The following is a 20,082-nucleotide window of genomic DNA, read 5'->3' as shown; positions in this document are numbered from 1 at the left end:
TCCCTACTCGCCCTCACCCACGAACCCCATGGCGTGGGCGCTCCCGGCCCGGCACGCTGGTCGTATGACCATGAGCCCCTCCCCGCCGGACAACGACCGGCCGCCGCCCGCGCGCTTCGCCTTCGACCGGTGGACGTGGAAGGAGATCGCGTATCTCCTGGCCAATCTGCCGATGGCGATCGCCGGGTTCGTCTACACCGTGTTCCTGGTCGCCGTGGGCGCGGGCCTCTCCGTCACCGTGATCGGGCTGCCGCTCCTCGCGCTGGGGCTGAGGGGCGCGCGCGGTCTCGGCCGTGCCGAGCGTGGCAGGGCGCGGAGGATGCTCGGGGTGCGGATCGAGGAGCCGAGCCCGATGGTGCGCGGCCGCCGGGACCAGGGCTTCTTCAGCTGGCTGTGGTCGGGCCTGAAGGACCCGGTCGGCTGGCGGGCGTTGCTGTATTCGTTCATCCGGCTGCCGTGGGGTGTGGCGACGTTCGCCGTGACGCTGGTGAGCCTGTTCGTCCTCTGGCCGGTGCTCCCGTACCTCGCGCGCGGGCTGACGAACGCGGACCGGGCGATGGCGCGGGGGCTGCTCTCGCCCTCCGACGAGCTGGAACGCAGGATCGCCGAGCTGGAGTCGGACCGGGGCGTGGTCGTGGACACGGCCGCCGCGGACCTGCGCCGCATCGAACGCGACCTCCACGACGGAGCGCAGGCCCGCCTCGTCGCCCTCGCCATGGGCCTGGGGCTGGCGAAGGAAAAGCTCACCGACGACCCCGAAGCCGCCGCCCGCATGGTCGACGAGGCCCACGGCGAGGTCAAGGTCGCCCTCCAGGAACTCCGCGACCTCGCCCGCGGCATCCACCCCGCCGTCCTCACCGACCGAGGACTCGACGCCGCGCTCTCCGCCATCGCCTCCCGCTGCACCGTCCCCGTGACCGTGTCGGTGCAGCTGTCGGCGCGCCCGGCCGAGGCCATCGAGGGCATCGCGTACTTCACGGTCTCCGAACTCCTCCAGAACGTCAGCAAGCACAGCCGCGCCGACCGGGCGTCGGTCGACGTGTGGCGGTCCGGCGACCGGCTGATGCTCCAGGTCCGGGACGACGGGACGGGCGGCGCCCGGCTCGACGGCGGTACGGGCATGTCGGGGCTGGCGGAGCGGCTGGGAGCGGTCGACGGGGTGTTCGTCCTGGACTCCCCCGAGGGCGGCCCGACCACGGTCACCGCGGAGCTGCCCTGGCGCGACCGCCTCGCCGCCGGGGCCGACCGCGCCGGTGCGGCGTGACACGGCGACAGCGGGGGCTCCCGTCCCCGGCACGGGACGGGGCGTCCCCGTGGTGGGGAAAACCCCCGGCCGGATACGGAGACGGCCCTCATGGTGAGGCGGCCCCCGGCACAGCACTCTTGGGATATCAGCCGTTGTATCGGTCCGCGGGGAGTTCCCGCTCAGAAGAAACGGACGGACGCCACTGATGGCCACGGCATACGGACCGGACACCCGGGACCGGCACAGGCCCGGCACCGGGCCGGGGGGCTACCCGCCGGCGAAGCACTTCCTCCCCGCGGCGCTCCGCGCGCCCTTCGAGGCGCGTACGTGGCGCGAGCTGGCCTATCTGCTCCTGAGCCTGCCGATCAGCGTGGTGCTGTTCTCCTTCGCGGTGACCATGGTGTCGCTCGGCCTCGGCATGCTGATCACGTTCCTCGGCATTCCGATACTCGCCGCCGGCCTCGTCATGTGCCGCGGGTTCGGTGTCATGGAGCGAGGCCGGGCGCGCGGGCTGCTGAGGCTCGATGTCGCGGAGCCCGCGCCGGCGCGCGGCAAGGGCGGCCTGATGTCCTGGGTCGGCGCGACGCTGAAGAGCGGGGTGTCCTGGCGGCATCTGCTCTACGCGGTGTTGCACATGCCGTGGGCGGTGTTCGCGTTCACCGTGGCGGTGACCTTCTGGTTCTACGGCTGGGCCGCGTTCACCTACCCGCTCTGGCACTGGGTCTTCCCCACGTACGTGGGTGTCGACGGCATCCAGCTGTACGGGGACGGGACGCACCAGCTCTTCCTCGACTCGTCCTTCGAGCTGGGGGTCACCGCCGCGCTCGGCCTGGCTCTCGTGCTGATCACGCCGTGGATCATCCGGGGCCTGGCGACCGTGGACCGGGTCATGGTCGCGGGTCTGCTCGGCCCTTCCCGGCTGGCCACCAGGGTCTCGGAGCTGGAGTCGGACCGCGGTGTGGTCGTGGACACGGCCGCCGCGGACCTGCGCCGCATCGAACGCGACCTCCACGACGGAGCACAGGCCCGCCTCGTCGCCCTCGCCATGGATCTGGGGCTGGCGAAGGAAAAGCTCACCGACGACCCCGAAGCCGCCGCCCGCATGGTCGACGAGGCCCACGGCGAGGTCAAGGTCGCCCTCCAGGAACTCCGCGACCTCGCCCGCGGCATCCACCCCGCCGTCCTCACCGACCGAGGACTCGACGCCGCGCTCTCCGCCATCGCCTCCCGCTGCACCGTCCCCGTGAAGGTCGTCGTGGACCTGGAGTCGCGGCCCGCGCAGGCCATCGAGGGCATCGCCTACTTCACGGTCTCCGAGCTCCTCCAGAACGTCAGCAAGCACGCCCGGGCCACCCGTGCCTCGGTCGACGTGTGGCGGGCGGCGGACCGGCTGATGCTCCAGGTCAGCGACGACGGGCGCGGCGGAGCCGGTGTGTCGACGGGCAGCGGTCTCGCCGGGCTGACGGAGCGGCTGGACGCGGTGGACGGCATCCTCGTCGTCGACTCCCCCGCCGGCGGACCCACGACCGTCACGGCCGAGCTGCCCTGGCGGGGCTGAGTATCCGGCTCCGCACCGCGCCGCAGTGCCCCGGCCGCCGTCACGGCGACCGGGGCACTGCGGCGCGTCCGGTGTCGCCGGAACCGCTGGTGTACGGCCCATCCGGCCGCCGGAGCTGGAATGCTGGGCACACGAGCGGCCGCGGGCAGCGGCGAACACGTGAACACACGGAACACCGACAGTGGGGGACACAACGTCGTGGAGGAAAGAGTGCGGGTCGTCATCGCCGAGGATTCGGTGTTGCTCCGGGAGGGACTCACCCGGCTGCTGACCGATCTGGGGCACGACGTCGTCGCGGGGGTCGGGGACGCCGAGGCGCTGCTCAAGACGGTGAGCGACCTCGCCGGGCAGGACGCGTTGCCGGACGTGGTGGTCGCCGATGTGCGGATGCCGCCGACCCACACCGACGAGGGCGTGCGGGCGGCGGTGCGGCTGCGCAAGGACTACCCGGACATCGGCGTGCTGGTGCTCTCGCAGTACGTCGAGGAGCAGTACGCCACCGAGCTGCTGGCCGGCAGCAGCCGGGGGGTGGGCTACCTCCTGAAGGACCGGGTCGCCGAGGTCAGGGAGTTCGTGGACGCTGTGGTCCGGGTGGCGCAGGGCGGGACCGCCCTGGACCCGGAGGTGGTGGCACAGCTGCTGGGCCGCAGCCGCAAGCAGGACGTGCTGGCCGGGCTCACGCCGCGCGAGCGGGAGGTCCTGGGGCTGATGGCGGAGGGGCGCACGAATTCAGCCGTCGCCCGGCAGCTGGTGGTCAGTGACGGAGCGGTGGAGAAGCACGTCAGCAACATCTTCCTGAAACTCGGCCTGTCACCCAGTGACGGGGATCACCGGCGTGTTCTCGCCGTTCTCACTTATCTGAACTCGTGACAAGGCGATGATCTAGTCGCGATGATCTGGATGATCCACCGGTAGCCGAGTGAGACCTCAGGACCAGGACGAAAGGATGAGCACCGGGGGCCTCGTCCAGTGATCGAAAGGTCCGGAAAAATATGGCAAAGCGTGACGCATTCATGTCTCACAAACGCGTCCACCATATGACCGGTCCGAGGAAGGCGACCCTTACAGAAGTAGGGTGGGGCCTGGACCGCCGGCGGGTCGGCCGGTCCCGAGCCGCCGCCCCGAGGGAGGTCCAGTTCAGTGACCAGCCAGGTCAGTAGCCCAGCCGGAAAGTCCGATGAGGCCGACGAGGCTGTCGTCGGGGAGCAGCGAGCCCCGCGCATTGATCGTACGGGTGCCACCGAGAAGGAAATCCGCCGCCTCGACCGGGTGATCATCCGTTTCGCGGGTGACTCCGGTGACGGCATGCAGTTGACGGGCGACCGGTTCACGTCGGAGACCGCGTCGTTCGGGAACGACCTGTCGACGCTGCCCAACTTCCCCGCCGAGATCCGGGCACCCGCCGGGACGCTGCCGGGTGTGTCGTCGTTCCAGCTGCATTTCGCGGACCACGACATCCTGACCCCGGGCGACGCGCCGAATGTGCTGGTCGCGATGAATCCCGCCGCGCTGAAGGCGAATATCGCCGATGTGCCGCGCGGGGCCGACATCATCGTGAACACGGACGAGTTCACGAAACGCCCGATGGCGAAAGTCGGGTACGCCGAATCCCCTCTCGAGGACGGCTCGCTCGAGGCGTACAACGTGCATCCTGTGCCGTTGACGACCTTGACGATCGAGGCGTTGAAGGAGTTCGGGCTTTCCCGCAAGGAGGCCGAGCGGTCGAAGAACATGTTCGCGCTCGGGCTGTTGTCCTGGATGTACAACCGTCCGACCGAGGGGACGGAGACATTCCTCCGGTCGAAGTTCGCCAGGAAGCCGGACATCGCCGAGGCAAATGTGGCGGCGTTCCGCGCGGGCTGGAATTTCGGTGAGACGACGGAGGATTTCGCGGTCTCGTACGAGGTCGCCCCGGCGTCGCAGGCTTTCCCCACCGGCACGTACCGCAATATCTCGGGGAACCTGGCCTTGTCGTACGGGCTGATCGCGGCGGGCCGGCAGGCGGATCTGCCGGTGTATCTGGGCTCGTATCCGATCACTCCGGCGTCCGACATCCTGCACGAGCTCAGCAAGCACAAGAACTTCGGCGTACGGACGTTCCAGGCGGAGGACGAGATCGCCGGGATCGGGGCGGCGCTCGGCGCTTCGTTCGGCGGGTCGCTGGGTGTGACGACGACGTCGGGTCCGGGCGTGGCGCTGAAGTCGGAGACGATCGGTCTGGCCGTGTCGCTGGAGCTGCCGCTGCTGATCATCGACATCCAGCGGGGCGGGCCGTCCACCGGTCTGCCGACCAAGACCGAGCAGGCCGACCTGCTCCAGGCGATGTACGGGCGCAACGGCGAGGCACCGGTGCCGATCGTGGCGCCGAGGACGCCGGCGGACTGCTTCGACGCGGCGCTCGACGCCGCCCGGATCGCGCTGACGTACCGGACGCCGGTGTTCCTGCTCTCGGACGGGTATCTGGCGAACGGTTCCGAGCCGTGGCGGATCCCGGAGATCGACAGCCTCCCGGACCTGCGGACGCAGTTCGCGACCGGACCGAACCACGAACTGGCCGACGGCACCGAGGTGTTCTGGCCGTACAAGCGGGACCCGGAGACCCTGGCCCGGCCGTGGGCGGTGCCGGGCACTCCGGGTCTGGAGCACCGGATCGGCGGGATCGAGAAGCAGGACGGCACGGGGAACATCTCGTACGATCCGGCCAACCACGACTTCATGGTCCGTACCCGTCAGGCGAAGATCGACGGCATCCGGGTCCCCGACGTGGAAGTCGACGACCCGGCCGGCGCCACGACCCTGGTCCTGGGCTGGGGTTCGACGTACGGGCCGATCACCGCGGCCGTACGGCGGCTCCGCGCGGCGGGCGAGACGATCGCGCAGGCCCATCTGCGCCACCTCAACCCGTTCCCGCGGAATCTCGGTGAGGTGCTGAGGCGTTACGACAAGGTCGTGGTCCCGGAGATGAACCTCGGGCAGCTGGCCCTGCTGCTGCGGGCCGAGTACCTCGTGGACGCCCGGAGTTACAACCAGGTCAACGGAATGCCCTTCAAGGCCGAGCAGCTCGCCACCGCCCTCAAGGAGGCCATTGATGCCTGACGCCAACGAACTCCTCCAGCTGGTCCCCAAGGCCGAGGGCAAGCAGTCCATGAAGGACTTCAAGTCCGACCAGGAGGTGCGCTGGTGCCCGGGCTGCGGTGACTACGCGGTCCTCGCGGCCGTGCAGGGCTTCATGCCCGAGCTGGGGCTGGCCAAGGAGAACATCACCTTCGTCTCCGGCATCGGCTGCTCGTCCCGCTTCCCGTACTACATGAACACGTACGGGATGCACTCCATCCACGGCCGCGCCCCCTCCATCGCCACGGGTCTGGCCACCTCCCGCCGCGACCTGTCCGTCTGGGTCGTCACCGGCGACGGCGACGCGTTGTCCATCGGCGGGAACCACCTCATCCACGCCCTGCGCCGCAACGTCAACCTCAAGATCCTGCTGTTCAACAACCGGATCTACGGGCTCACGAAGGGGCAGTACAGCCCCACCTCCGAGGTCGGCAAGATCACCAAGTCGACGCCGATGGGGTCCCTGGACGCCCCCTTCAACCCGGTCTCCCTCGCCCTGGGCGCCGAAGCCTCCTTCGTCGCCCGCACCGTCGACTCCGACCGGAAGCACCTCACGAGCGTGCTGCGCGCGGCGGCCGACCACCCCGGCACCGCGCTGGTGGAGATCTACCAGAACTGCAACATCTTCAACGACGGTGCCTTCGAGGTGCTCAAGGACAAGGAAAGGGCCGAGGAGGCGGTCATCCGCCTCGAACACGGCCAGCCGATCCTCTTCGGCGCGGACAACTCCAAGGGGGTCGTGCGCGACGCGCTCACGGGTGACCTCGGCGTCGTCGCCGTCACCGAGGAGAACCGGTCGCGGATCCTCGTCCACGACGCCCACAACCCCAGCCCAACGACCGCGTTCGCGCTGTCCCGGCTGGCCGACGCGGACACCCTGCACCACACACCGATCGGCGTGCTGCGCAGTGTGGAGCGCCCGGTCTACGACGCGCTCATGTCCGACCAGCTCGATACCGCGATCGAGCAGCACGGCAAGGGTGACCTGAGCACCCTGCTGGCCGGCAGCGACACCTGGACCGTGGTCGGCTGATCCGCCGTCACGCCTGTCCCCCGGGGCCCGGAGCCGACTGGTTCCGGGCCTCGTCGTATGCCGCGCGGGCGGCCTCGACCCCGTCCACCTGCCGCTCGGACCAGCGGGCCAGCGCCCAGACCTGGTCGGCGGCATCCTTGCCGAGCGGGGTGAGCGAGTAGTCGACGCGGGGCGGGATCACCGGCTTCGCGTCCCGGTGCACGAAGCCGTCGCGCTCCAGCGTCTGGAGGGTCTGGGCCAGCATCTTCTCGCTGACGCCGCCGACCGTGCGGCGCAGTTCGCTGAACCGGTAGGACCGCTCCAGCAGCGCGGCCAGCACGAGCACGCCCCACCGGCTGGTGATGTGCTCGAGGATCAGCCGGGAGGGGCAGTTCTGCTGGTTGACGTCCGCGCGCCAACCGCCCACTTCGTCCAGGATGCTCACCGTCATACCAGTACCTTACTTCAAAGTGGGTACTTTCCCAGAGTTAGTACACCTCCTATGGTGAGTTGCGTTCCACTCGCAGCAGGACCAGCGCCACCAGGAGAGAACCTCATGAGCATCGTCGTCACCGGAGCCACCGGCGCCCTCGGCCGCCTCGTCGTCGAGCGTCTGCTCGACACGGTCCCGGCCCACCAGGTCGTCGCGGTCGTCCGCGACAAGGAGAAGGCCGCCCCGCTCGCCGCCCGGGGCGTCGAGCTCCGCATCGCCGACTACGACCGCCCGGAGACCCTCGCCGGGGCGTTCCGGGCCGGTGACCGGGTGCTGTTCGTCTCGGGCAGCGAGCCCGGCCGGCGGGTGCCCCAGCACACCGCGGTGATCGACGCCGCGAAGGCGGCCGGGGTCGCGCAGCTCGCGTACACCGGGGCGCTGGGCGGGCCCGAGGCCGACTTCCTGCTGGCCGAGGAGCACAAGGTCACCGAGCAGCTGATCCTCGACTCCGGTCTCCCGTACACCTTCCTGCGCAACGGCTGGTACACCGAGAACTACACGGCGAATCTGGGACCCGTCCTGGAGCACGGCGCCGTCGTCGCCAACGCCGGTGACGGGCGCATCGCCTCCGCCACCCGGGCCGACTACGCGGACGCGGCCGCCGCCGTGCTGACCGGCGAGGGCCACCTGGGCGCGGCGTACGAGCTGAGCGGCGACGTGGCCTGGTCGCTGGCCGAGTACGCCGACGTCGTGGCCGCGGCGACCGGCAAGGAGATCACCTACAAGAACGTTCCGGCCCCGGTGCACCAGGAGATCCTCGTCGGGGCCGGGGTGCCCGAGCCCTTCGCCGCGATCCTCGTCGACGTCGACGAGGCCATCGCGCGCGGCCTGCTCGCCGGTACGAGCGGCGACCTGGCCCGCCTGATCGGCCGGCCGACCACTCCGCTGGCCGAGACGGTCGCGGCGGCGGTCGCCACGGTCTGAACGGGCACGCCCGCGCCTGTCACGACCGTTTCCCTGAGACGGCAATGACAGAGGGCTCTTCCGGCGCTACCGTCGTGCAGTCGGCCGTCCGCCGACGCAGGAGTGCCGGGAGGGCCCGTGGAGGGGAAGAACGAACAGCGGGCAGGCCTGCTGTACGGAATCGGCGCGTACGGGATGTGGGGCCTCGTGCCCCTCTTCTGGCCGCTGCTGGAACCGTCGGGGGCGGTGGAGATCCTCGCCCACCGGATGGTGTGGTCGCTGGGCGTCGTAGGCATCGCCCTGCTGTTCCTGCGCCGCTGGGCGTGGATCGGGGAGCTGCTCCGGCAACCCCGGCGGCTGGGGCTGATCGCGATCGCCGCGACGGTGATCTCGGTCAACTGGGGTCTCTACATCTGGTCCGTGAACAACGGCCACGTCGTCGAGGCGTCGCTCGGCTACTTCATCAATCCGCTGGTCACCATCGCCATGGGCGTCCTGCTGCTCGGCGAGCGGCTGAGGCCGGTGCAGTGGACCGCGGTGGCGACCGGCTTCGCCGCGGTGCTCGTGCTGGCGATCGGCTACGGGCAGCCGCCGTGGATCTCGCTGGTGCTGGCGTTCTCCTTCGCGACGTACGGCCTGGTGAAGAAGAAGGTCGACATGGGCGGCCTGGAGTCACTGGCCGCCGAGACCGCCGTGCTGTTCGTGCCCGCGCTCGGATTCCTGCTGTGGCTCGGGGCGAGCGGCGACGCGACGTTCCTGGCCGGGGGCGCGGGCCACGGAGCCCTGCTCGCCGCGACAGGACTCGTCACCGCGATTCCCCTCGTCTGCTTCGGCGCCGCCGCGATCCGGGTGCCGCTGTCGGTCCTGGGCCTGCTGCAGTATCTGGCGCCGGTGTTCCAGTTCGCGCTCGGCATCCTGTACTTCCACGAGGAGATGCCGCCGGAGCGGTGGGCCGGATTCGCCCTGGTCTGGGTGGCCCTGATGCTGCTGACCTGGGACGCGTTGCGCACGGCGCGCCGTACGAGGGCCGAGGCCCTGCGTCTGGCCGTGCGGGCGGCGGAAGCCTCGGCCCCCGTCGGCACGGCTTCCGCTTCCACGCCGGACACGGACACCCCGGCCATAAAATAGTTACCAGGTTGCTTTTTTAACTCGGTTGCGTTTTCCTGTACGGCAGGACGACGCGACCGAGGAGCAGGCATGACCGACGTACTGATCGTGGGCGCGGGCCCGACCGGACTGACCCTGGCCTGCGATCTGGCCAGGCAGGGCATCACGGTCCGGATCGTGGACAGGTCGCCGGAGTATCCGCGCAGTTCGCGGTCGAAGGGCCCCAACGCCCGCTCCCTGGAGGTGCTGGAGGACCTGGGGGTCGTCGAGGCGGTGCTGGCGGCGGGTTCACCACCGCTTCCGATGCGCAAGTACCGCGACGGCGTGCCGGTCGCGGACGCCGATCCGTACGCCGGTTCCTCGCCGACGCCGGACGCCCCGTACGACCGGGGCCGGCTGATCGCCCAGTGGCGGCTGGAGGAGATCCTGCGCGACCGCCTCGCCGGGTACGGCGTGGCGGTGGAGACCGGCACCGAGGTCGTGGGCCTCACCGACGACGGGTCCTCGGTGACCGTCGCCCTCGCCGACGGCTCCACCGCCGGCGCGCGGTACGTGGTGGGCTGCGACGGTGCCCACAGCCGCGTACGGAAACTGCTCGGCGTCCCGTTCGACGGGGAGACGGACGAGGAGCAGGCGATGGTCTGCGGAGACGTCGAGATCACCCCGGGCGTCCTGGACCGGGGCATCTGGCACCAGTGGTTCGACGAGGACGGAGGCGTCATGCTCTGCCCCGTCCCCGGCACCCGGACGGGCTGGTGGTTCCAGTCGGGTCCGGAGCGTGACGCGGACGGCCGCCCCCTCGCCCCCACCCTCGACGGCTTCAGGCGGCTCTTCGCCCGGCACACCCGGCTGCCGGCCGACAGCCTCACCGGGGCCACACTTCTCTCGACGTACCGCGTCAACGTGCGCATGGCCGACCGCTACCGGGTGGGCCGGGTCCTCCTGGCCGGGGACGCCGCACATGTGCACGCCATCGCGGGCGGACTGGGCATGAACACCGGCATCCAGGACGCCTACAACCTCGGCTGGAAGCTCGCCCGGACACTGCGGGGGCGGGGCGCGCCGGGGCTGCTGGACACCTACGAGGAGGAGCGGCTGCCGGTCGCCGCCTGGACGCTGGACCTCACCTCGGAGCGGCTGCGGGCCACGCTGGAGGCGATCCGGGAACCGGGTGGCGGCCTGGACACCGCGATCACCCCGTCGACGGCGGGGCTCGACCGCGGCTACCGGTGGAGCTCCCTCGCCCTGCCCGGGGGCGGGGACGGCGTACGGTCGGGCGACCGCGCGCCGGACGCCCCCTGCACCGAGGCCGCGACCGGTGCCCCCACCCGCCTGTTCCGTGTCTTCGCCGGGCCGCACATCACGGTGCTGGGCTTCGGGGCGGGCGCGGAGCGCGCGTTGCGGGAGGCGGCCGGGAATTACGGCGACGCGGTGCGGACCATCCGGGTGTACGGCGCCGGGGCCTCCGGGCCCGGGAGCGGCGCCGCCGCCGCGGACGCGCTGCACGACCGGGAGGGGCTCGCCCGCGCGGCCTACGGCGTCGACGGCGACACCGTCGTGGTGATCCGACCCGACAACCATGTGGGGCTGATCGCGGACGCCCGCGACCGGGACGCGGTGCGGCGGTGTCTCGACGCGCTGGACGGGGCGCGGGAGCCGGATCCGATGAGTGTGGCAAGCATGGTGGACGGCACCCGCAAAGGCTGATTGAGTGCCCGGATGGGGACGATCCTGAGGGACATGAGGCACGTTCAGTGGCATGAGCTGCGCCATGCCCAGGGCTCCGCGTCCCAGGTCCCCGGGTTGCTGTCACGGATCGCCTGGGGCGACAGCGAGTCGGCCGAGGACGCCCTGAGCGATCTGGGGCGGTGGATCGGCGCCATGGCCGTGTTCGACGCGACGGCCGCCACGGTGCCGTTCCTATGGGAGCTCGCCGCCATGGAGTCCGTGAAGGACCGCGTGGGGGTGCTCGGCCTGCTGGGCACGATCCTCGCTCATGGCCACACGCACCATCCGGGGTGGACCAGGGACGCGCATCTGGCGGTCCTGGCCGGCCGGACGACGGCCGAGCGGCTCGCCACGGACGGCGATCCGGCGGTGAGCGCGGCGGCCGGGACCCTGCTGACCGCGTGCGCCGGACACGTCTGCCCGGCCTGCCCGACGCGGTGAGCAGGCCCCGGAGCGCACGGGATTCAGCCTGCCCCGACGGAGCCGACCGTCCCCGCAGGTCAGCGACGTACGACGGGATGGCGATCTCTCTAGGCTGACCCCATGTTCACGCCACCCGCCGCATACACCCTCGTCGCCACGGATCTGGACGGCACACTGCTGCGCTCCGACGACACCGTGAGCGCCCGCTCGCGTGCCGCCCTCGCCCGCGCCACGTCGGCCGGCGCACGGCATCTGATCGTCACGGGCCGCCCGGTGCCCGGCATACGCGCCCTGCTCGCGGACCTCGGCTACGACGGGCTCGTGGTCTGCGGCCAGGGCGCACAGCTGTACGACGCCGGGTCGGCCCGCATGCTGCGTTCGGTGACCCTGGACCGGGAGCTGGCCGACACCGCGCTCGGCAAGATCGAGGCCGAGGTGGGGCAGGTGTTCGCCGCGGTGGACCAGGACGGCGCCGACGGCCGGACCCTGATCGAGCCGGGCTACCGCATGCCGCACCCCGCACTCCCCGCTCAGCGCGCCGGGCACCGGTCGGAGCTGTGGGCGGCGCCCGTCATCAAGGTCCTGATACGCCACCCGGAGCTGACGGACGACGAGCTGGCCACCGCCGCCCGGGGAGCGGTGGGCGACCTGGCGTCCGTCACGATGGCGGGCCCCGGCACGGTGGAGCTGGCCCCCTTCGGCGTGGACAAGGGCACGGGGGTCACCCTGGCCGCCGGGCTGCTGGGCCTCGACCTCGCCGGCGCGGTGGCGTTCGGCGACATGCCCAACGACCTGCCCATGTTCCGCCTGGCCGGCCACCGGGTGGCGATGGCCGACGCGCACGCGGAGCTGCGGGCCGCCGCCGACGAGATCACGCTCTCGAACGAGGAGGACGGCGTCGCGGTGGTCCTCGAGCGGCTGTTCGCCTGAGAACGCGCGTGCCCCGGCCGAAAAGCACCTCCCCGAAACTTCATGCACATGCATATGATGCGTACGCCGGTAAAAGCCGTACGCAATCAATTGGGGGCATGGCATGACCACGCGCGACTTCCTCTTCCTGCTCGGCAGCAGCCGCACCGGCGGCAACACCGAGACACTGGCCCGGCTCGCCGCCGAGCAGCTCCCGGCCGGCACGGGACAGCGCTGGCTGGACCTGCGGGACCTCCCGCTGCCCGACTTCGAGGACCGGCGGCACGCGGACGGCCGGCCCGCCGCCCCCACGGGCAACTCCGCGGCCTTGCTGGAGGCGACACTCGCCGCCACCGACGTGGTCATCGCCTCGCCGCTGTACTGGTACTCCGTCTCCACCTCCACGAAGCGCTACCTCGACCACTGGTCGGGCTGGCTGGAGGCGCCCGGCGCCGACTTCCGGCGGCGGATGGCCGGGAAGACGCTGTGGGGGGTCACCGCGCTCGCGGACGACGACCCCGCGGTCGCCGAACCGCTCGCGGGGACCCTGCGGAATTCGGCGCGGTACCTCGAAATGCGGTGGGGCGGGGTGCTGCTGGGCAACGGCAGCAGGCCCGGTGACGTGCTGACCGACACCGGGGCCGCGGCCCGGGCGAAGGTCTTCTTCAGCTGACGCGTCCGGCCCCGGGGGCGCCCTCACCGCCGGGAGCGTCCCCGGGCGCGCCGGCGCCGGTCAGGGACCGCAGGACATGGGCCACCAGCGCGGCGACCGTCGCCTCGTCCTGCGCCGGCTTCCGCAGCACATGGCGGTAGTAGACGGGGCCGTAGAGCATCTCCACCGCGAGCGGCAGATCGGCGCCGTCCGGTATCTGCCCCTGCTCCTGGGCGCGCCGCATGCGCCCCACGGCGGCCTCGAAGCGCGGGTCGACCAGCTGTTCGCGTACGGCCAGCGCGAGTGCGTCGTCATGGTGCATCTCGGACAGGATCCCGGCGTAGGCCGGGCCGTACGGCGCCGTGGAGACCAGCTTCACCGCACTGTTGATGTGCGTCCGCAGATCGGCCTCGATGTCGCCGGTGTCGACGAACGGCGTGGAGCCGACGAACACCTCGGCGAACGCCTCCAGCATCACCGCGCCCTTCGACGGCCACCAGCGGTAGATCGTCTTCTTGCTCACGCCGGCGCGCGCCGCGATGGCCTCGACGGTGACCCGGCCGTACCCCTTCTCCGTACACAGCTCCAGGGCGGCGTCCAGCGTCGCCCGTCGTGACCTCTCGCTGCGGCGCAGGGAACTCGGCGATGTGATCATTCGGTGAGCATAGGGGGATTCCCCCCACCGCTTATTGACAGGTCGTCGCCAAAAGTCGAACAATGACCAGGCTGGAAACGGAACGTACCGTGTCGTGACGTTCCGTGCAGCACACCGTTCGTGCCGTTCGTGCCGCGACGAGCCGATCGGGGGACGGCTCGACCGGCCGACGGTACGGACGGCCCGTGCCTGGCCCCTCAGACCGTGACGTCCCTCGTGGTGAAGCGCGCCCAGGCCGCGGAGCCGAACACCGCCGCGTACACCGCCTGCAGGCCCAGGTTCCTGGCCATCTCGTCCCAGTAGACCGGGTCCCGCAGCAGGTCGGTGAAGGACAGCCAGTAGTGCGGGAAGAGATACGGATGAATCCCGTGCAACTGCGGCATCGTGTCCAGGATCTGCACGGTGATCAGCACCCCGACGGTGGCCGCCATCGCCGCGATCCCGCTGTTGGTGAGCGTCGAGACGAAGAGGCCCAGCGCCGCGAAGCCGACGAGGGACACCGCCACCGCGACCGCGATCAGTCCGGCCCGCAGGAGTCCCTCGCCGAAGCCGATCCGGGTGCCCGAGATCGTCGTGACCTCCCCGACGGGGAAGAGCAGCGCCCCGGCCGCGAGCGCCGATGCCGCCACGACCAGGGTGGCGACCAGGCAGAACACCAGCACGGACGCGTACTTCGCGAGCAGCAGCCGGGTGCGGCCCGCCGGCGCCACCAGCAGATAGCGCAGGGTGCCGCCGCTCGCCTCGCCCGCGACGGAGTCCCCCGCGATGACGCCGACGGCCATCGGGAGGAAGACGGGCAGCGTCGCGGAGAGGGCCGCGAAGACCAGGAACAGGCCGTTGCCGGTGATCTGGGAGAGGAAGGCGGGTCCGCCCCCGCCGCCGGGCCCGGCCTGGGAGCCGTCTCCCGTCTCGATGCGGAGGGCGATCCCGATGAGGACGGGGACGGCCGCCAGGACCCCGAGCAGCGCCAGGGTCCGCCACCGGCGGAGCATGGTGGTCAGTTCGGAGCGGAGGATCCCGAGGGTCCACAGCACACGGCGCGCCGCCGGGGGCGCCGGGGGCGCCGTGAGTTCAGCCTGCGACATCGAATCCCTCTCCGGTGAGCGCGACGAAGGCGTCCTCCAGCGAGGCCCGTTCGACGCCGAAGGCGCGTACGCGGACACCGTCGCGCACCAGGGCCGCGTTGAGGTCCGCGAGTTCCACCTCGCCCGGCGGCGCGTCGGCGCTCACCCGGTCCCCGTCGGTCACGAGGCCCGTCGCCCCGTGTTCCGCGAGGACGCGGGCCGCGTCGCCCGGGTCGGGCGTGGTCACGGCGAGCCGGCCCCGGGCGCCCGCGGCGAGCGTGGCGACCGGGCCCTGGACGAGCAGCCGGCCGCGGGCCATCACCGCGGCATGGGTGCAGACCTGTTCGATCTCGTCGAGCAGGTGGGAGGAGAGGAAGACGGTGGTGCCCTCGGCCGCCAGTTCCCGGACCAGGGAGCGGATCTCGCGCATGCCCTGCGGGTCGAGGCCGTTGGTCGGTTCGTCCAGCACGAGCAGTCTGCGCGGCTGGAGGAGAGCGGCGGCCAGCCCGAGCCGCTGCTTCATCCCGAGTGAGTACGCCTTGGCCTTCTTGCCGGCCGCGGCGGCGAGCCCGACCCGCTCCAGGGCGTCGCCCACCCGGGCGCGCCGGGTGCGTGGGTCGGCGGCCGGGTCGGCGGAGTCGAAGCGCACGAGATTGTCGCGGCCCGTCAGGAACCCGTACAGCGCGGGCCCTTCGATGAGCGCGCCGACCTGCGGGAGCACCGCCCGTGCGGCTGCCGGCATGGGGCGGCCCAGGACCTGTGCGGTGCCGGATGTCGGGTCGATGAGCCCCATGAGCATCCGGATCGTGGTGGTCTTGCCGGAGCCGTTGGGCCCCAGGAAGCCGAAGACGCTTCCGGCGGGAACGGCGAGGTCGAGCCCGTCGACGGCCAACTGCCCGCCGCGGTAGCGCTTGGTGAGCCCGCGCGTCTCGATCACCGCGCCGGGCTCCCGCCCCGTCTCCGGTCCGGCCGTCGCGGCCGCTGTGTCGGTCATGCGCACTCCCGGTCCTGTCCCGCCGTGGTCCGGCACACCGAGGCCCGCGAGCGCCGGGCCCCGTCACACGGGCCGCCCCGCCGTACGGAGCGTACGACGGGGCGGGGCGTACGGTGCGTCCTACTCGGCGGTGTCGGCCGCCTTCACCAGCGCGTCCTTGGTGACCGCGCCGACGTAGACCTTGCCGTCGTCCGTCAGCAGCGCGTTGACCAGGCGCGTCTTGAAGACCGTGCCCGAGCCGAAGTCGCCGGTGACCTTGTCGCCGAGCGCGTCCAGGAACTGCTGCGCCTCGGCGGGGACATCGCCGGAGCCCTGGGCGGGCAGCCCCGCCCCGCCCGGGGCCTCGATCTCGGCGACGGCGTTCCAGCCCTCACCGATGACGTCGAGGCCCTTGAAGTCCTCCAGCGCGCCCAGGTCCTTGTGCGCCTTGTCCGCCGCGCCCTTCTCCTCCGCCCCGGCCTTCAGCTCGTCGGCCTCGGTCACCTTCGCGCCCTTGGGCGGGGTGAAGGAGAAGGAGGAGGCGTCGGGCTTCCCGAAGTCGACCTTCGTGAAGCCGGCGTCGACCGCCGCCTTGCCGCCGCTGCTCGGGGCCAGCGTGAACTTCAGCGGTACGCCGGTCGAGGCGTCGACCGCGACGGTGATCGAGCCGATCGTCGAACCGGACTGCTTCGGCTTGATCACGAGCTTGTACGCGTCGCGTCCCGCCACCTGTGCCGTGCCGTCGACGGTGACGGACGTGGTGTCGTCCGCGGCGGCGAGCGCCTCCTCGGCGAGCTCCTTCGGGGTGGCCGGCACTCCCTCCGGCGCCTTGTGCTCCTCGGCCTTGCCGCCCGTACGTCCGTGCCCGTCGGACTCCGCGTGGTAGACCTCGTTGCTCTCGCTGTCGTATCCCCAGATGTCGTCCCCGTTGTGGACGAGGCTGTACTCGGAGCCCTCGCCGAGGATCGAGAGGCGCTGCTTGTCGGGGCCGTCGGCCGCGACCCGGAGCGTGTGGGTCCCGGAGGCGAGCTCCATCAGCTTGGCGTCGGGGGACGCGCTCGACCCACCCGATCCGGCTGCGGCGTCCGGCGCGAAGGAGCCCGCGAGCCCGCCGAGCGACGGGATGCCGAGGTCGGTGCTGACCTTCACCGTGCCGGACAGCTGCTGCTGGTCCGATGAGGCGATCTTCTCGATGAGTTCCTGCGCGGTGATCTTCGGGAGCTCCGGGTCTCCTGAGTCCGCGAGTGCCGGGACGAGTCCGATCGTCGCCGCCGCCACTCCCGCCACCGCGAAGGGGACGATGTAGCGCGCCGCCTTCCGGCGGCCCACGACAGTGCCCGTGGCCTCGCCGTTGGTCTCTGCGCTGTCGTTCGGTGCCATGTGTGCTCTACCTCCGTGGTCGGCGGCTGCCATCCCGTTGCACGTGTCCACTCCCCGCCGCCATTCTCACCCGATGTGGTCAGGAGTGGTTGTTATCCATCTGACCAAATCGGGCGGCGACAAGCGTCAGCCCCCGGGAGCAACTGTGCGTACCTCTCCGGGATGACCCGGTGCGGGCACCCTTAGGGGTCCCCGGGGTCATCCCGCCCGGTGCACCACGGCGTCGCACAGCTCTTCGAGCGCGGCCTTCGCGTAGCACTCGGGCAGGGGTGCCAGGGTCGCCCGCGCCTCCTCGGCGTAGCGGACGGTGTCCCGCCGCGCCTGTTCGAGGGCGGGGTGGGCACGGAGCCTGCGCAGTGCCTCCGCGAGCGTGGCGTCGTCGGCGAGGTCGCCGTCCAGCAGCTCCACGAGCTCCTTGTCCTCCGGACGGCCCTCGGCCGCCGCCCTGGCGCGCAGGTGGAGGACCGGCAGGGTGGGGATGCCCTCGCGCAGGTCGGTGCCGGGCGTCTTGCCCGACTCGTGGGAGTCGGAGGCGATGTCCAGGACGTCGTCGGCGAGCTGGAAGGCGATGCCGAGGCGTTCGCCGTACTGGGTGAGGATGTCGACGACCGACTCGTCGGCCCCCGACATCAGGGCGCCGAACCGGCCGGACACGGCGACCAGCGAGCCGGTCTTGCCGCCCAGCACGTCCATGTAGTGGTCGACGGGGTCGCGCCCGTCGCGCGGGCCCGCGGTCTCCAGGATCTGACCGGTGACCAGGCGTTCGAACGCCTCCGCCTGGATGCGGACGGCCTCGGGCCCGAGGTCGGCCAGGATGTGCGAGGCGCGGGCGAAGAGGAAGTCGCCCGTCAGGACGGCGACGGAGTTGCCCCAGCGGGTGTTGGCGCTGTCCACCCCCCGGCGTACGTCCGCCTCGTCCATCACGTCGTCGTGGTACAGCGTCGCCAGGTGTGTCAGTTCGACGACCACGGCGGAGGGGACGACGCCCGGCGCGTCCGGGTCACCGAACTGGGAAGCGAGCATCACCAGCAGCGGCCGGAAGCGCTTGCCCCCCGCGCTGACGAGGTGCTGCGCGGCCTCCGTGATGAACGGGACCTCGCTTTTGGTGGCATCCAGCAGCCCCGCCTCGACAGCGGCCAAACCGGCCTGGACATCGGCCTCAAGAGCCTGGTCCCGCACGCTCAGTCCGAACGGCCCGACGACGGTCACGAGGGGATCTCCTGTCTGCTGACGATCACACGGAATGTCGATGTGTCGTTGTCCTCACTCAACTCAGCGTATCCGGTCCCCTTTGGATCACCGTGGGCGCCTTCCCGCCACCGCCGGTATGTTCGGCATCAGCTCATACGATCAGGAGTTGTCGCTTTGTCCCACGCCCCGACCGGTACCGAACCGGCCCAGCCACCGCCCGGAGACGATCACGCCTTCTTCGGCCAGCCACGGGGCCTGATGACCCTGTCCGGGCTGGAGGTCTGGGAGCGTTTTTCCTTCCTGGGGATGCAGGCGATCCTGGTCCTCTTCTTCGCCGACACCGTCTCGAACGACGGCATGGGCATGGACCCGGGCACCGCCGCCTCCGTGTCCGCCGCCTACGGCACCCTCGTCTACCTCGTCTCCGTCGCGGGCGGCTGGCTGGCCGACCGGATCCTCGGTTCCTACCGCGCCGTCCTGTACGGCGGCGTCCTCATCGCCTGCGGCCATTACGCCATGGCCGTGCCGACCGCCACGATGACCTGGGTGGGCCTCGGCCTGATCAGCGCGGGAACGGGCCTGCTCAAGCCCAACGTCGCCTCGATGGTCGGCAAGCTCTACCGCACGGAGGACCAGCGCCGCGACGCCGGCTTCGCGCTCTACTACATGGGCATCAACATCGGCGCCTTCGCCGGCCCGCTGATCACCGGATGGCTCGGCGAGCACGCGGGCTGGCACTGGGGCTTCTCGGCCGCAGCGGTCGGCATGACGCTCGGCCTGATCCAGTACGTCGCGGGCCGGCGTCACCTGGCCGGGCGAAAGCACGCGGCGGAGTACGCCCTCGCGCCCGCCCCGATGCGCCGGGCCGTCCTGACGATCGCGGCGGGCGTCGTGGTGGCCGCCCTGGTGGCGACGGCCCTGGCGCTGGCCGGCTGGCTCACGATGGACCGGTTCGTCGACGTCCTCACCCTCGTCTCGGTGATCGCACCCGTCGTGTACTTCGCCGTGATGTTCAGGAGCCCCCGGGTCACCCCGGAGGAGCGCGGCAGGCTCCGGCCGTACGTCGTGCTGTTCCTGGCCTCCGTCGTCTTCAACTTCATCCTCTTCCAGGCGTACTCGACGATGATGCTGCTCGCCTCGACGAACGCCCGTACGGAGATCTTCGGCTTCCACTTCCCGGCGAGCTGGTACGCCTCGGCGCTGGGCGCCTTCGAGGTCGCGCTGGCGCCCGTCGTGGCAGCCGTCTGGGCCCGGATGGGACCGCGCCAGCCGCACGCCTCGAACAAGATCGCGATCGGGGTGATCCTCGGCGGGCTGTCGTTCCTCCTGATGGTCATCCCCACCTCGGGCCACGCCGACGACACGTACAAGATGGCCGCCTGGTGGATCGTCGGCTCGTATCTGCTGCTCGGCCTCGGCGACATCCTGCTGGAGACCTCCGGCATGTCCGCCACCACCAAGCTCGCCCCCAAGGCGTTCGCCAGCCAGACGATGGCGCTGTGGTTCCTCTCGCTGGCCCTCGCCAACGGAATCCAGGCACAGATCGTGAAGCTCTACGGCGAGGTCTCCAACCCCGCCTACTTCGGTGTCAATGGCGCTATCGCGGTGGCGGCCGGTGTGGCCGTCATCGCCGCCGCTCCCTGGCTCAAGCGCACCATGCACCCCGTCCACTGA

Annotated in this window: 18 protein-coding genes; 12 read left to right on the top strand and 6 right to left on the bottom strand. The window is 71.3% G+C overall.

The window, feature by feature from the left end:
* Positions 1–64: 64 nt before the first annotated feature.
* The 5 genes from ACIP63_RS09295 (at position 65) to ACIP63_RS09275 (ending at position 6,951) form a co-directional block, all read left to right on the top strand.
* Entirely contained in the window at positions 65–1,264 is a 1,200-nt protein-coding gene (locus tag ACIP63_RS09295) for a sensor histidine kinase (protein WP_401512941.1), read from the top strand.
* 187 nt (positions 1,265–1,451) lie between these two features.
* Positions 1,452–2,804 (top strand): sensor histidine kinase, encoded by a 1,353-nt coding sequence (locus tag ACIP63_RS09290; RefSeq protein ID WP_401512938.1) that lies wholly within the window; start codon positions 1,452–1,454, stop codon positions 2,802–2,804.
* Between the two features lie 210 nt (positions 2,805–3,014).
* Positions 3,015–3,674: a response regulator gene (locus ACIP63_RS09285; RefSeq protein ID WP_401515035.1), complete on the top strand. Its 660-nt coding sequence runs from the start codon at positions 3,015–3,017 to the stop codon at positions 3,672–3,674.
* 270 nt (positions 3,675–3,944) lie between these two features.
* A complete protein-coding gene (locus tag ACIP63_RS09280) occupies positions 3,945–5,900 on the top strand; it encodes a 2-oxoacid:acceptor oxidoreductase subunit alpha (protein WP_401512935.1) in 1,956 nt (651 codons plus the stop codon).
* On the top strand, positions 5,893–6,951 hold the full coding sequence (locus ACIP63_RS09275) for a 2-oxoacid:ferredoxin oxidoreductase subunit beta (RefSeq protein ID WP_401512933.1): 1,059 nt from the start codon (positions 5,893–5,895) through the stop codon (positions 6,949–6,951). Before ACIP63_RS09280 ends, ACIP63_RS09275 begins: the two co-directional genes overlap by 8 nt.
* A 7-nt stretch (positions 6,952–6,958) precedes the next feature.
* Here the strand turns inward: ACIP63_RS09275 and ACIP63_RS09270 are convergent, their stop codons facing one another.
* Entirely contained in the window at positions 6,959–7,381 is a 423-nt protein-coding gene (locus tag ACIP63_RS09270; protein WP_401512930.1) for a winged helix-turn-helix transcriptional regulator, read from the bottom strand.
* Between the two features lie 105 nt (positions 7,382–7,486).
* Here ACIP63_RS09270 and ACIP63_RS09265 point away from each other — a divergent pair, with 105 nt between their 5' ends.
* From ACIP63_RS09265 to ACIP63_RS09240, 6 genes are all read left to right on the top strand, one after another.
* Positions 7,487–8,347 carry an SDR family oxidoreductase gene (locus tag ACIP63_RS09265; protein ID WP_401512928.1) on the top strand — a complete coding sequence of 287 codons (861 nt, stop codon included), beginning with the start codon at positions 7,487–7,489 and terminating at the stop codon, positions 8,345–8,347.
* Between the two features lie 117 nt (positions 8,348–8,464).
* Entirely contained in the window at positions 8,465–9,454 is a 990-nt protein-coding gene (rarD, locus tag ACIP63_RS09260; protein WP_401512927.1) for an EamA family transporter RarD, read from the top strand.
* A 69-nt stretch (positions 9,455–9,523) separates the two neighbouring features.
* The gene (locus ACIP63_RS09255; RefSeq protein WP_401512925.1) at positions 9,524–11,140 is read left to right on the top strand and encodes an FAD-dependent monooxygenase; all 1,617 of its coding nucleotides are present in this window, start codon (positions 9,524–9,526) and stop codon (positions 11,138–11,140) included.
* Between the two features lie 12 nt (positions 11,141–11,152).
* Complete coding sequence (locus ACIP63_RS09250; protein ID WP_401512924.1) at positions 11,153–11,602, top strand: hypothetical protein; 450 nt, start codon at positions 11,153–11,155, stop codon at positions 11,600–11,602.
* A 102-nt stretch (positions 11,603–11,704) separates the two neighbouring features.
* Positions 11,705–12,514, top strand: a complete 810-nt coding sequence (locus ACIP63_RS09245; protein WP_401512921.1) for an HAD-IIB family hydrolase — start codon at positions 11,705–11,707, stop codon at positions 12,512–12,514.
* A 103-nt stretch (positions 12,515–12,617) separates the two neighbouring features.
* Positions 12,618–13,166, top strand: coding sequence for a flavodoxin family protein (locus ACIP63_RS09240; RefSeq protein ID WP_401512920.1), 549 nt, complete (start codon positions 12,618–12,620; stop codon positions 13,164–13,166).
* Here ACIP63_RS09240 and ACIP63_RS09235 read toward each other — a convergent pair.
* The 5 genes from ACIP63_RS09235 to ACIP63_RS09215 form a co-directional block, all read right to left on the bottom strand.
* A complete protein-coding gene (locus ACIP63_RS09235; RefSeq protein WP_401512917.1) occupies positions 13,159–13,800 on the bottom strand; it encodes a TetR/AcrR family transcriptional regulator in 642 nt (213 codons plus the stop codon). The two genes, ACIP63_RS09240 and ACIP63_RS09235, sit on opposite strands and share 8 nt — an antisense overlap.
* A gap of 197 nt (positions 13,801–13,997) precedes the next feature.
* A complete protein-coding gene (locus ACIP63_RS09230) occupies positions 13,998–14,885 on the bottom strand; it encodes an ABC transporter permease (RefSeq protein ID WP_401512916.1) in 888 nt (295 codons plus the stop codon).
* The gene (locus tag ACIP63_RS09225; RefSeq protein WP_401512914.1) at positions 14,872–15,858 is read right to left on the bottom strand and encodes an ABC transporter ATP-binding protein; all 987 of its coding nucleotides are present in this window, start codon (positions 15,856–15,858) and stop codon (positions 14,872–14,874) included. The genes ACIP63_RS09230 and ACIP63_RS09225 overlap by 14 nt, the downstream gene beginning before the upstream one ends.
* Positions 15,859–15,978: 120 nt before the next feature.
* On the bottom strand, positions 15,979–17,217 hold the full coding sequence (locus ACIP63_RS09220; protein WP_401512911.1) for an outer membrane lipoprotein carrier protein LolA: 1,239 nt from the start codon (positions 17,215–17,217) through the stop codon (positions 15,979–15,981).
* A gap of 198 nt (positions 17,218–17,415) precedes the next feature.
* On the bottom strand, positions 17,416–18,426 hold the full coding sequence (locus tag ACIP63_RS09215) for a polyprenyl synthetase family protein (protein ID WP_401512908.1): 1,011 nt from the start codon (positions 18,424–18,426) through the stop codon (positions 17,416–17,418).
* Between the two features lie 156 nt (positions 18,427–18,582).
* Between ACIP63_RS09215 and ACIP63_RS09210 the strand changes: the two genes are divergently transcribed.
* The gene (locus tag ACIP63_RS09210; protein ID WP_401512905.1) at positions 18,583–20,082 is read left to right on the top strand and encodes a peptide MFS transporter; all 1,500 of its coding nucleotides are present in this window, start codon (positions 18,583–18,585) and stop codon (positions 20,080–20,082) included.

Source organism: Streptomyces sp. NPDC088746 (assembly GCF_044751065.1).
Lineage (GTDB): Bacteria > Actinomycetota > Actinomycetes > Streptomycetales > Streptomycetaceae > Streptomyces.
The sequence above is the reverse complement of the archived record's forward strand: the minus strand, read 5'-3'. Positions and strand labels throughout refer to the sequence as shown.